Annotated in this window: 12 protein-coding genes and 1 riboswitch; of the genes, 10 read left to right on the top strand and 2 right to left on the bottom strand. The window is 51.9% G+C overall.

Features of this window, described 5'->3' with window-relative positions; genetic code table 11:
* The first annotated feature begins 26 nt into the window (after positions 1-26).
* Positions 27-374, top strand: a riboswitch (cobalamin riboswitch).
* Positions 375-658: 284 nt separating this feature from the next.
* From Dvar_RS38110 to Dvar_RS38070, 9 genes are all read left to right on the top strand, one after another.
* A complete protein-coding gene (locus Dvar_RS38110; protein WP_419658697.1) occupies positions 659-1393 on the top strand; it encodes a methyltransferase in 735 nt (244 codons plus the stop codon).
* Positions 1394-1486: 93 nt separating this feature from the next.
* Positions 1487-1792, top strand: coding sequence for a DUF2089 family protein (locus Dvar_RS38105; protein WP_419658696.1), 306 nt, complete (start codon positions 1487-1489; stop codon positions 1790-1792).
* Positions 1785-2426, top strand: coding sequence for a hypothetical protein (locus tag Dvar_RS38100; protein ID WP_419658695.1), 642 nt, complete (start codon positions 1785-1787; stop codon positions 2424-2426). Before Dvar_RS38105 ends, Dvar_RS38100 begins: the two co-directional genes overlap by 8 nt.
* 20 nt (positions 2427-2446) lie before the next feature.
* The gene (locus tag Dvar_RS38095; protein WP_419658694.1) at positions 2447-2785 is read left to right on the top strand and encodes an SdpI family protein; all 339 of its coding nucleotides are present in this window, start codon (positions 2447-2449) and stop codon (positions 2783-2785) included.
* Positions 2786-2853: 68 nt separating this feature from the next.
* The gene (locus Dvar_RS38090; RefSeq protein WP_419658693.1) at positions 2854-3084 is read left to right on the top strand and encodes a hypothetical protein; all 231 of its coding nucleotides are present in this window, start codon (positions 2854-2856) and stop codon (positions 3082-3084) included.
* 14 nt (positions 3085-3098) lie between these two features.
* Complete coding sequence (locus Dvar_RS38085; protein WP_419658692.1) at positions 3099-3224, top strand: hypothetical protein; 126 nt, start codon at positions 3099-3101, stop codon at positions 3222-3224.
* 60 nt (positions 3225-3284) lie between these two features.
* Positions 3285-3632 carry a hypothetical protein gene (locus Dvar_RS38080; RefSeq protein WP_419658691.1) on the top strand — a complete coding sequence of 116 codons (348 nt, stop codon included), beginning with the start codon at positions 3285-3287 and terminating at the stop codon, positions 3630-3632.
* Between the two features lie 35 nt (positions 3633-3667).
* Complete coding sequence (locus Dvar_RS38075) at positions 3668-4585, top strand: radical SAM protein (RefSeq protein WP_419658690.1); 918 nt, start codon at positions 3668-3670, stop codon at positions 4583-4585.
* A 339-nt stretch (positions 4586-4924) separates the two neighbouring features.
* The gene (locus Dvar_RS38070; RefSeq protein ID WP_419664221.1) at positions 4925-6385 is read left to right on the top strand and encodes a nucleoside hydrolase; all 1461 of its coding nucleotides are present in this window, start codon (positions 4925-4927) and stop codon (positions 6383-6385) included.
* Between the two features lie 159 nt (positions 6386-6544).
* Here the strand turns inward: Dvar_RS38070 and Dvar_RS38065 are convergent, their stop codons facing one another.
* Positions 6545-7999: an FIST signal transduction protein gene (locus Dvar_RS38065; protein ID WP_419658689.1), complete on the bottom strand. Its 1455-nt coding sequence runs from the start codon at positions 7997-7999 to the stop codon at positions 6545-6547.
* Between the two features lie 228 nt (positions 8000-8227).
* On the opposite strand from Dvar_RS38065, the gene Dvar_RS38060 reads away from it, so the two are divergent.
* Positions 8228-8491 (top strand): hypothetical protein, encoded by a 264-nt coding sequence (locus Dvar_RS38060; RefSeq protein WP_419658688.1) that lies wholly within the window; start codon positions 8228-8230, stop codon positions 8489-8491.
* Positions 8492-8977: 486 nt separating this feature from the next.
* Here Dvar_RS38060 and cobN read toward each other — a convergent pair whose 3' ends face one another.
* The gene (cobN, locus tag Dvar_RS38055) at positions 8978-12745 is read right to left on the bottom strand and encodes a cobaltochelatase subunit CobN (protein WP_419658687.1); all 3768 of its coding nucleotides are present in this window, start codon (positions 12743-12745) and stop codon (positions 8978-8980) included.
* Positions 12746-13377: the final 632 nt, after the last annotated feature.

Raw genomic sequence — 13377 nt, 5'->3', positions numbered from 1 at the left:
TGACAATCCTGGGTATTTATATAATTAATAACATTCTCATATAAGGTGCGCCACGGCGCGTAAAAGGGAATTCCGTGAAAATCGGAAGCGGTCCCGCCGCTGTAATCCCGATCCTTCGTTTTGAGAGCCTGTTTTAGAAGTCTGGATCAGGCCCGATAACAAGGCGGAAAGTGGCTCGAAAGCGGAGCATATATGGCATATGTGAGCATTTTGAGACAATTTCCAACGCCGTTAGCGGGCCTTAGACGGGTTGATTAAACAGGCTCCAAGGAACCTTTACAACAGGGAAACGCCACTGTCGCTCGACCGGGTGATGGGAAGGCTGTTGTGAAGGCGGGAGAGCCAGAAGACCTGCCTTAGTTTGCCGACTATCTGCGATGAACAGTGGCAGTGTATTTTTGCTGGGTGAAGAAAACGGGTGTTACCCTTCATGCATGGTTTGTGTGTGAGGGGTTTTTTATTTTTATCGCGGCCCTAATACAGCTTTAACTTTTCTTTGCTTTGAATCTCCTTTCTGCTCTGAGCGCCGCTTCTGCTGGTCGTCAATGTTGTAATCAGTCCAATCCATCACTGTTTTTGTCCGCGATGCAATAACGGTTTTTATCCAATGCAATGAATTTGCATCGCCAAACGATCACACCAACCAAAGGAGGAATTTATGGACCAGGACGCTTATGAAATTGCCTTTCCCGACAATGCTCAAGACCTGGACCAGAACGAGGAATTCATTATCCTGCAGGCTGAAAAGGGCCACGAGAAAGTGATGCTGCACGATTACCAGCGGTTTTTTGAGGTACCCGGCCTTTACGAAGAAGTCTACAAACGCCTGAAGTGTTGTTCGCCGCAGATGCTCTGCGGTTTGCTCAACAAAGCCATGGACGCCCATGAAAATGATAGCGATGCACTCCGGGTACTTGATTTTGGGGCCGGAAACGGTGTCGCCGGTGAACGCCTGAAAGAAAACGTCGGGTGTGAAACCATTGTGGGCGTTGATATCATCGAGGAGGCAAAAGAAGCCGCCTTAAGAGACCGGTCGAAGCTTTACGATGACTATCTGGTGGCCGACTTTACCGACCTGGATAAAAAGGAAAAAGACATCCTCGAATCCTATGATTTCAATACCCTGTTCTCGGTGGCGGCCTTGGGCTACGACCACATCGGCACCGAGGCATTTTTAAACGCCTTTGAAATCGTCTCCGAAGATGCCTGGATCGCTTTTAACATCAAAGACCGTTTTCTCTCCGAGGAAGATTCCAGCGGATTCAGGGATACCATCCGTGACTTGGTGCAAGAACGGTTGCATATCATTGAATCCCAACGCTATGTACACCGACTTTCCATTTGTGAAGAACCGCTTTACTACATTGGTGTGGTTGGAAAGAAAACCGAGTAGCCTGTCTAAATATTTCGCGAATAATATTGACAAAAAGTTAGTTGTCTTTTAATAATGTGTAACTCTAAATAAACATTATTAAAGGATCGTGCCTTGATTCGCAAACAATTGCCAATCATTTGCCCCAGTTGTCAGGGCTTGCTCAAAGTCCAACGCCTCGCATGCGATACATGTGAAACAACGGTTGGCGGCAGTTTCGATCTGCCGATACTGGCGCGGTTGCCAAGTGAAGACCAGGATTTCATCATCCGGTTGATCGAGGCCAGCGGCAGCTTGAAGGAAATGGCCCGTGTTTACGGGCTTTCCTATCCCACCATACGCAACCGTTTGGATTCGCTGATTGATAAGATCGCTCAAATCAAGAAGAACACTGATGCCGAGGAGGATGGTGATGCATGAAGGCGTATGGGAAAAAGGCCCTGGCAGGCGCATGGAAATCAGCCGCTGGCTGTTCAATCCGTTTTACTATGTGGCTGGGGCAAAGGCATTGGTGATTGGACTGCTTGCTCTTTTACCAACCGGTATTTTGGGTTTTTTGGGGGGAACCCGTTTTGACGGTATTCTCGATTTTCACCTGGGACTTCCGCCACTGTCCATATGGGGTCATATCACCGAAAATTTATTGTCGTGGTTGCTGCTTGGCATGCTTTTGTTTTTGGCCGGCAAAATTGTTTCCAAAAGCAGGCCGCGTTTGATTGATGTGTTCGGTACGCAAGCCCTGGCGCGATTCCCCTATCTGTTGTTATCGCTGGTGGCGCTGATGCCCGGCGCCAATCGATTCACTCACGCGCTATTAGAGGGCCACGCGTTGTGGAATCAATTTTCCGCTGACATGGCGGCTTTCCTTTTTATGGTTTGTTTCGGACTGGTGATGCTGGTCTGGATGGTTTTACTCATGTACCGGGCCTTTGCCTTGAGTTGCAATGTCTCGGGAGCCGTTGGCGTAACCGTTTTTGTTGTTACTCTTGTTGCCGGAGAGATTATTTCCAAAATACTCATTTACCATTTGTTTCCCATCGTCATGGTTGCCTAATTGAAAAAAGGAGGCTCAGTATGGCGTTGTCGATAAAGATCATCGGTGTCAGCAATATCATGGTTGGCCTGCTAACCATCATCATCAGTTTTCCTCTCGTCGCCAACAAGGTGCCGATGAATCGAATATATGGCATTCGGTTCGAGCAATCATTCGAGTCTCAGGAGATGTGGGTCGAGATAAACAGGTATGGTGGCAGTCAGATGATGGGCTGGTCGATTCCACTGATCCTGCTGGGGGTGGCACCATTTTTTCTGCCGTTGGCAAGACGGTCGCTTTGGATTGCCGTGTTGTTTCTTGCGCCCTTGATTTATCTGATTCCTGTGCTGATCAGCTATTTTTATGCAAAGCATCTATGACTCAATGGTACGCATCGAAGATTAGAGAATGACTGTTTCAATTGGAATTAAAGAGGAAAGAAACCCACATGAAAAGCTGTTTTTTTTTATCTGGCATACTTTTGTTGATGATCTGCACGTTGTGTGAAGCTCAGTCTGAGACGATCATTAAACTTAAAACAGAAACAGGAACGATCGAAGGGTCACTGCTTGCTCCAAACGGTAAAGAAAAAGGTCCTGCCGCACTGATTATCGCCGGCTCCGGTCCTGTCGACAGGGATGGCAACCTTCCTGGGATGACCAAGAGATTGCCAAACTGAAAATGATCAAGGGTATGAACCACATTTTCAAAGAAGCGGATATCGATCGGATGAAAAATCTTCAGACTTACAACCAACCGGATTTGCCAATAAAAAGAGAACTGGTTGAAGTCATTATCGGGTTTGTCCGGAGCGTTTAGTTGCAGATTACTATTCGCATTGCCCAACCCAATGACAGAAAGGATCGGAGAAATTCGTGTTTGAAGATGAATGAAAATAACCTGTACCGGGACAGATATATTGAAGTGTATCCCGAGTTTCTGATTCTAAAAGGATATTTCTTCGGGCCGTTCGGGAAGAAGAGAATTGATTTTGATACGATACGAATGATCGAGCTTATCAATCTCAACTTCTGGACCGGACGGTACCGGATTCAAGGAACAGGAGACTTCCGATCATGGTTTGCTTTAGACATGGATCGTCCCTCAAGGGAAAACGCATTCCTTATTCATCGCCGCCAAAAATGGTGGCGAATCGGATTCAGTGCGGAGGATGTTGATCGTGTCGCAGACCTTTTCCAAGCGAAAGGGCTGCTTCGAAAAACTTGAAGTGAAGATATTAAACGGAACTCAGGAGTTTCGAAATGCCCCGATATATTAAGCAGAAGCTGGAAAGACCAGTGCTTTTTCCCAAAAGAGATGAACTGAACGAAATGTTTCTATCTGATTATAACCTCTCATTGTATGCCGGGCGATGCGAATTTGCTTGCCAGTATTGTGACGGCATTGCATTTGATGACGGTTTTGTTGAATCTGAAGTCGTTGTCGATACAGACATACCCAGACGACTGGCTTTGGAATTGGCGGATATCCCCTCTAATGAAGTATTGTGCCTGGGAAGAGGAGAGGCCTATCAACCCGCTGAAAAAAAGTACCGTCTCACGCGTCAGGTTCTGAATGTGCTGCGGGATCATCGCCGCCCGGTGGTGATCATTACCAAGAGCCCTGCCGTATGTGAGGATATCCCGGTTCTGACTGAAATCAACCGGTCGAGCTTTGTCATTGTGGCAATGACCCTGGTAACGCTCGACCCATGGTTGTCCAAGCATCTCGAAGGGCAAACGCCCTCGCCGCAGCAACGCCTTGACGCCATTGCCGCCTTGAAAAAGGCGGGCATTGCTTGCGGCGTGGCATTGATTCCCATTTTTCCTTTTTTAACCGATGATGATGCCTCCCTGATTCAGATGTTCGACGGCTTCAAAACCGTTTCGCCGGATTTTGTCCTCTGGGAGCCGTTGTGGATCCATGAAGGCCGCCATCAGCAACGGTTGCAGGCGCTTCTGGCTTCGATGGACGAAAACCTCATGGAAGACGTCGTCCAACTATACAACGGCAACCCGCAACCGCCGCTCTGGTACCGGCAGCAATTGAATCGCACACTGCTTGCCCTGTGTGAAGAGTATCATCTGCCACCACGGATCCCCAGTCATGTATACGAAAATACGCTTTCGCCTGAAATTGTTGCCGAGCTTCGCAGGCGAAACCAGCAGTTTGTCTATTAACGTTTTCATTCTATTCTCTTCTTTTTGCGATGTCGTCAATATCACTAAAGATATTTGATATCAAAACCGATAAGCTATCCACTGCCTGAGAATGTAAAAGCATTAAAGTTGCCTGAGTCGTAAAAAGTCGCAGTTCGGACGGAATTGTAAAAAGCCCGAGATCAAGGCTTGCGAATCCCGAGAATACCGCTATCGCGGGTGCCGTAGGCAGCGTACTGATCGTACTCCGCAGTGACGAGGGATGAAGCGTAACGCCGATATCGGACTTTTTACGAATCCGTCAAAATTGCCTGAGAACAATGCTAACGTAACATGCATGGAGGAACGACAGTGGGAAAAATGGATGCACAAAAGCGCGTCTGGGTGGATACGGATATCGCCATCGGTCATGAATCAGGTCTTTTCAGATTGTGTGATGTGGATGACGCATATGCCTTGGCCGTGTTGCTTCGCTCGGTGGAAGTCTGTGTGGTTGGCGTAAGTTCCACCCTGGGCAATACGGATGATATCAAGGTCACCACCAATACGGCCCGATCCTTTATCTCAACCTATGGTCCCAACAGCGTGTCCGTTTATCAGGGTGCCGAATCGACCCTGCCCGAGGAGTCTTCCAAGGCGACCACGAATGAGGCGGTCGAACAGCTGGCCGCGGCCCTCAGAAAAGGCCCGTTGACCATCCTGGCCATCGGTGCAGTGACGAATATTGCCCTCCTGCTGCTGAAATATCCGGATCTTGAGGATCGTATCGACGAGATCGTCCTGGTCGCCGGCCGACGTAGCATGGACCAGCATTTTATCTCCGGTCTCTGGCAGGCCAAGCCTTTCAGGGACTTGAATTTTGAATCTGATGTCCGCGCTTTTGAAGTTCTGTTGGGTAGTGAAGTCAAGCTGACACTGGTCCCTTTCGAGGCCTGTCATCAGGTATGGATCAGGCCGAGGGATCTGGCCAGGCTCGGTGAATCCAGCAAAATCGGGCGCTTTCTGGCTGAACGCTCCCTGGGATGGCTGGCCGAGTGGGAGGCGATCTTTGGTGCCAAGGGATTTAATCCATTTGACATGGTTGCCGCAGGTTATGTCATTAACCCGCAGTCTTTTAAATGGCATCAGTGGAAGGCAACGATTCAGGAAGGTCCGGATGACACCGATCACGAGAATCGCAAATCCTATCTTCTCTGCAATCCGGATATCAAAAAAGGACGTCAGGTGAATTATTGTGTGTATGTGGATGATATCTGCCGAACACTGATGCTGGAACGAATCTGCGTTCATGACATGTCAGATTTTGTTTTGGGGTTATCCCACGTCAACGTCGTGGTGCCCTGTGTGGATGAGGCGACTGAATTTTATGGACATGTCCTCGGCTTTCAGCAGGCGTATGATTCAGATGGTAATAAAATGGATTATACCGGCGTTGAGATGAAACCCTTCGCTCTGGATGCCGGGATTATGGATGCCAAGGTCAATGTGGATGTTCGCTTTCTCAAGCATCCCCAGGCCAATATCTATCTGGAACTGATGGCCTATCATGCCCCCAAGGGAAACCAGATGATCCCGCCCCAACCGAAAACCTACGACGTGGGCGGGCCGCGGCACATTGCCCTGGAAGTATCGAATTGTAAAGAAGTGTTCGAATTTCTTCGTAAGCAGGAAGGGGTCAAAATGATCAATCCCAGCGATAACTACCATCCTGTTAAACTGGACGGTTTCCCGATTACTTTCTTTTATTGGATCGATAAATACGGAATCCAATGGGAGATGGAGGCGGGACGACGCATCGGCATATCAAGAGGGATCGTCTAAAGGGCCGCGGTAAAAAATAATCACACCATCTTACTTGTTCTTTGGCCCATCTGCGGTGTTGCATCGACAGTCACATATTTCAATATGCAACCGCCAATGCGCCTTGCAGATGAACCAAAGTCCGGGGCAATCTGGTGTAATTCTTTTTTACCGCGCCCCTCAATCTTCCTTGAAAACCTCGGCATAGAGTTCTTTGGCGCAGTCGGGGCAGATGCCGTGAGTGAACTGGGCGCCGGTATGGTTCTGAATGTATTCTTCGATTTTGTTCCAGTAACCTTTGTCATCCCGGACTTTTTTACAGCTCGCACAAATCGGGATGAGTCCGCGCAGCGTTTTAATTTCTGCCAGGGCGGCCTGCAGTTCCTCGATCAGCTGTTCTCTCTCATTGGCCGATGTTTCCACCAGGCGATGGAGGGCTTTGAGGTCCTGAATCTGTTTGGTCTCCGGAGGCTGATAACGGGGCGGTAATTGACGGTCTCTGATTTTGTTATCCGTGGGGAGCTTCTCGGAAAGTGCCAATACGGTCATGGTCTGGCTCAAGAAATGGTTCCTGCCATTGCGGGAGTAGTATTCACCATAGCTGAAGAAACCGGCGGTGGGTGCCAGCTCTCCCAAAGGCGCCAATTCCAGTTCGATATCCTTTCCCAACACCCATTTACGCGACAGGCAGGAGAAGATAAAGATGGCTTCAGCGTTATGGGAGGCGAAAACATCGAAGGTGTGCCGCGCCGACTCGGCAACCAGCTGCGTGTGGCAGAAGGCAAAGCGGACTTTTTCGCCGGTGTGAAAGGGCGCCATGAACGCCAATGATCCGTCTGGCAGAACCCGGTTGGCATGCCGGGCCAGTTGCATGCCGTGCCGATCAACCATAAGCGGGAATTCGGCTGCCGAGTGAGGAAGCCGTTCGCCGACATTTTCGCCCAGGTAATGGGCGTAGACCTCCTTGGCCGGCTTTTTATCGATGGTGTGGACGATGGGCCCTTGCGCGTGGGTGACAACCATTTCCCTGCCCAGTGGAACCCAGCTCAAATTGTAGTGATTCTGGATGGTCAGGCTGGTGCCGCTCAATGACGCTGCGGCCGCTCCGCAGTCGGTAATCCCATCCTGAGTAAAGACGAACGTTCGCCTGGCCTGTCCATTATCTCCAGCCTGGGCGCCGGCGATTAGAAGGTCGGGGCGAGTGTTGTGAAAACCGGCTAAAAGTGGCTCGCCATTGATCGCACCGCCGTCTTTGATGCCACATCCGAAAACAAACGCCACCTGCGTGTCTGCCTGGACGGTCTGGGCGGCAAGTTGCCGGCCGGTCTGATACAAGTCATTGTTTTCCTTCACCAGGCCCGAACAGACCCATGTATTTTGAAACTGGGAGAAGGCGATGACGGTTTTTTGATCAAGCACGCCGCCGTCCATGATTTCACCGGCGGTGGTGGTGCCCAGCACGGCAGCTTCAGGGAAAACCGCAGTGAGTGCATCAATCAGATCCAGAATATATCCTTCGTGCGGCACGCCGCAAAAGACACTGATCAACAATTGCCTATAAGAAGCGGGTGAGAGTTTCTTCCTGGCCTCCAATAGATCCGTTTTCGCATTGTACTGAATGTTGAAGCATATCATGGTAAGCCACTCCCATCCCGCTCGAGTCAATAGATGCAATGCTCGGTTCGGCAGCATTTTTGACCAAACGAATCCAATAGTTGGATAACGAATTGTAAGAACAAATGTCTCATAATGATTATCATGTGTCAAGAAATCCTGACGGTTGGATGATCGTTCTACCCGCTATTTTTTTATCCTGGATGAATCAATTGAAAGAATGATTCAGACGATGGGCTCAAGGCCAGCGTGGAAGCGAACATCTGGGGCGAATACTACCTATATTACGCCAACCGGGTGGAGTATCCATCCAAAACCACCGTGGATGGGTCCGTTTCCTACTCCTGGAGCCGATATAAAATCTGGGTGCTGGTCAAGAACATCTTCGACGCGGAGGTGGAGCGCGCCATCAACAGTGACGGTGAACTGACCGAAGCCGGTGGTGGCCCGGCAACGGCCTATTATGTTCAGGATGGGGCCTATGTGGAGGCCGGGGTCAGTGTTGGTTTCTGATCCGGATCTTTCTGGCCGCTGACGCCATGATCCGGGTTCAGGTCGAACAAGGGCACGGCACGCCGTGCCCCTACGTGAACTCCCGTGTTTCTTGAAAATTCAATTTGCAGATGGAGTGAAACGTTGTCTGGCTATAGCCATTTTGATCTGTGTCTCTTCGCCCATGATCGTTGATTTTAATGATAATTTGTCGTCGTCAATCGGTTTTGAGCTTCGACCATTTTCTGCGATTAACCTCGATTACAGTTCACCGGCAACCGGCAACCGACCACCGACACTCCCAATCCCCCACTCTCCGTTTCACCCCATCACCCAGTCACTGAATCCACCCATCTCTTTGGTCACTTACCGTCTACTGACCACCGATAACCGATCACTGACCACTGATCACCAACCACCACCTAACCATTCACAATTCTCCATTTTCCATTCTCAATTTACCGATAACCGATAACCGGCAACCGATAACTGATGACAGATAACTGATCACCGATCAACAGCCTCCTCAATCTCCCCCTCCACATCCAAATACGCCTCGCGCAAGGCATCCAGGGTGTCTGCATCGGCATTCCACAACCCCCGGCCGGCAGCCTCCAGCAGCTTGTCGATGATGTTGGCGAGGGCATACGGGTTGACGTCTTTCATCCAGGCGGCCATGTCCGGGTTCAAGGGTACACGTTCAGCAAACCGCCGGTACATGTGATCGTCCACCACGTCGGCGGTGGCGTCCCATCCCAGGATGATGTCCATGGCCTTGGAGATATCGCCGGCGCCCTTGTATCCATGACGCTGAAGGCCTTCCAGCCATTTGGGATTGAGCAGGCGGGATCGGAAGATGTGCCGGGCCTCTTCGGTGGTGGTGCGCACAACAACATTATCGGGGTCGGCGCTGTCGCCGGCCAGGGAGAAGGGGCGCCGGCCTTGCACAGCATGCACCGCCGTGATCAGGCCGCCGTGATAGTTGTAAAAATCAGTACAGGCCATCATGTCCTTTTCTCGGGTATCCTCGTTTTTGACCGTGACCGACATGCGGCCCAGGGTGCGCCGGAAATCGGATTCGGCCGGTACACCAAAAGTTTTTTGGCCATAGGCGTAGGACGACCAGCGGATATACATCTCACCCAGGTCATCGGTGGTTTCCCACTGTTTGGATTCCACCAACTGAGCCACCCCGGCGCCATAGCTGCCCGGTGGGGACCCGAAAATGCGAAACGTGGCCTGGCGGAATGCGGAATCCGCATCCAATCCTTCGGCGGTGAGATCCTTGACATCTTTGATTACATGGCGGCGGATGAAATTGCTCTCCGGTTTTTCCGACAGCGCCGCCACCATTTGCACAGCCTTGTCGATCAAATCCATCAACAAGGGAAAGGCGTCGCGGAAGATACCGGAAACCCGCGGTGTGACGTCGATGCGCGGCCTGCCCAGTTCAGCCGCCGGGATGATTTCCACCCCGCGTACATTCCCCGAGCCTTTTTGCCACACCGGACGCACACCCAGAAGGTAGAGAATTTCGGCCACATCATCGCCCTTGGAGCGCATGGTGGGGCTGGCCCACAGAATCAGGCCCACGTTGTCGGGGTAGGATCTGTGTTCCTCCCGGTATCGGGCAATCAGGGCATCGGCCAGCTTTTTCCCCGTCGCCCAGGCCGCCGGTGTGGGAATCTTCTGAGGATCGACCGAGTAAAAGTTGCGGCCGGTGGGCAGGATGTGGGCCTGGCCCCGGCTGGGGGCGCCCGAGGGAGCGGGCAGCACAAATTTTCCGTCCAGGGCGTTTAGGCAGGCGGTTTGTTCGTCTCGCGTTTGCTGCACGCGGGGATAAAGGTCGTCACGGATGAAGGACAAAACCTGGGTGACGTCCGGCTCGGTTTTGCCCAGGTGGCGCTGCTGAACGGTTAACACGGCATCCGGCGCATTACTGCCGGCCAATAAATCGGCCACCAGTCTTTCACACAGGCTATGAACCTTGTCCAGAAGCTGGCCACCCGTGGCACCAGATTCAGTATCGATGATGCGGCCACGGTGTTGAGTGAGAAAATCCGCGTCATAGCCCAGGGCCGCGGCAACGGCCCGGCGCAGGGACGGCACCTCGCCATTGGCCAGGCGGGTCATCTGCACCAGGGTGCGGACCAAAAAATCATCGGCCGGTGGCCGGCCGAGGATGTGCAGGCCGTCGGCAATGGCCGTGTCGGCGATTTCGCTCAGGTAGTGATGCAGCGTTTCCAGAAACTCATCCACATCCCCAAGGGCCGTTGTTTTTTCAAGATTCAGATCAGTCGTGATCTCGGCCGTTTCGGCGGCCTCCCAGATCATGCGGGCCAACAGATCGAGTTTGCCCTGATCCTGAAGCCTTGCCGCCTGGTAATCCGACATGAGGTTTTCCACGTCGGCCAGATCCTCGTAGAGCCCGGCATTGGTCAGGGGCGGGGGCAGATGATCGATGATGCAGGCGTAAGACCTTCGCTTGGCCTGGGTGCCCTCGCCGGGATCATTGATGATGTATGGATAGATGTTGGGTAGATCGGCGATGGCCAGATCCGGGTAGCAGGTTTCGGAAAGCCCCACGGCCTTGCCCGGCAACCACTCCAGGCTGCCGTGCTTGCCCACATGGATTACGGCATCGGCCCCGAACACGTTCGACATCCAGCGGTAGTGGGCCAGATAGTGGTGGGGCGGCGACAGGTGCGGGTCATGATACAGTTTATCGATTTGTTCAAAATATCCCCGGGGCGGCTGAATGGTGAGAAATACATGGCCGTTGATCAGCCCCGGAAAAAAAAGACGGCCGTCGTGCACGAACAGGTCGCCGGGCATGGGCTGCCAGTCCCCGGTCATTTTTTCGCGCACGGAATCGGGAAGGCTGTTGTGCCAGTCGTTGAAATCTTCCGGACCGGCAGAGGCACTGGCCCGGGCCGCCATCTGATCCATGGGCAGCCAGCGGCGGTCACAGGTCATGCCGGCCAAAAGGTCGTGGGCCAGGGCATCACCATCGGGGTAGTCGGTTTCTACATGGTATCCCTGACGCTGCATGGCACCGAGCAGATCCACCACGCTGGCAAACGAATCCAGGCCCGCAGCACAGCCGATGCGATCATTGCGTGGTGGGTAGTGGTGGAACACGATGGCGATTTTTTTCTCGGCATTGGATTTATGCCGTAGTGCCGCCCAGTTCAGCGCCAGGCGCACCATTTTAGCCATGCGTTCGGGGATGGGCACGTATTTGTTGACGGCCGCGCCGGTCAAAGGATCGATGTCCACACACTGCTTGGAAGCCACCGGCACGTTGATGATCACACCGTCGAGTTCCGGCTGGGCTACGCTGATGGTGATGTCTACGTTGTTGAGGCCCTGGTCGCTTTGCTCCCATTCGGCGATGCTGCGCCCTGTGGCAATGGCCTGAATGACCGGGACATTCAGCCGCGCCAAAAGTCCTTTGTACTCTGGTGAGGCGGTCTGCAGACTGAACATGACCGGGTTGATGAGCACATCGATCACGGGCCGGCCATCTTGCATGAAAAAATGCTCGACCACGTAGTCGGCCCCCTGGTTGCCAAGCACCGTGTCCTTGAAGCGCATGTGGAAAACACAGATCACATTGGCGCCCTGGGACTCGATCTCCCGAACCATGGCATCGATGTGGGCCTTGTTGTTGCTGGTCCAGAAATTCTGGTAGAACCAGATGCCTACCGTGGGCCTGGCCGGGTCCAGGGCCGCTCGGTATTTCTCGGCATCAATGATATAGCCGTGATCCGGGTGATACAATCCCTCGTAGGGCGGCTGCAGGGGCGCCTTGGCGAGGATACTGCCCCCACACACCTTTTGATTTATAAAAATCAGTAGGTTGTGCAGGTTGTCAGCCCCGCCGTAGCGGTAATAACGACTCAGGGTTTGCCAGGCATCATCGTCCAGGCCGTCGGAATGCGCCTGTACCAAAGCCAGTGTTTCCGGATTGCTGCCGGTAGGCTGGATGTGCAGGTAAGGATGCTGTGAACCGCTTCTTCGTTGATTCTCAAGTGCTTGAATCAGCATTTCCCAGGCTGGGCAGGAATGACTTCCAGCCATCAGGGTGACCACCACGACATCGGCGGCCATGGCCCGTTGCACAAAATTCGCCTGGCTGTCCGGGTTGTCTTCTAACTGGCTGCGTGTACGAGCATAGATCTCAAGCGGGGCGACTTTTTCCATAAACAGCCGGGCAGCTTCACTAAGGTTGGGAACTTCGTTGGAGGTCACACTGAAGTAGACGAATTTCAATGGTGTTATCTTTCTTTCGGTTTTGGTTTCTATTTCACGTAGCGTTTTTCTCGATTCACCGACTCCTCCTTATAAATGGGCTGACGTGTAATCGTCAAGAATGACTGGATCGAAAATTCAATGATACACGATATGAGAAATTGATGTCGCAGGCATGGCCAGCGATTAGTATGTATAAGAAAACGGGTGGCGTGGAGGGAGTTTTCACAAAAGGATCGTGTCTTCCTTTCTTAGGAATGAAATCTACACAGGCTTGACTTTTTTAGTTGTCAATTGGTTTTGAGTTTCAAACATCCTTTCCCCATTAACCTATATCACCGATCACCGATCACCGATCACCGATCACCGATTACCGATTACCGATCTGGATGGTGGGACTATTTAAAGATTATTTTGAGCAGATCTTGCGTTATGATTCGCGATTCATTACAAAACAAATGCATGGCAAATCGAAAACACCTAAGCCAGCCCAGGATGAACGAAAAAGGTGATAATATGACGATTGAGAGCATGAAGGGATCGGTATTTTTTATCGATGATCAAACCGAGGGTTGATGGCAGCCATCCCAAACATCGACAATGCCCGGACCTACCAATGCGAAATAGGTACATGCGACAACCCGGTGTGTACC

This window comes from Desulfosarcina variabilis str. Montpellier, from assembly GCF_048565275.1.
Taxonomy (GTDB): Bacteria; Desulfobacterota; Desulfobacteria; order Desulfobacterales; family Desulfosarcinaceae; genus Desulfosarcina; species Desulfosarcina variabilis.
Note: the sequence above shows the minus strand (reverse complement) of the source record. Positions and strands in the feature narration are given on the sequence as shown.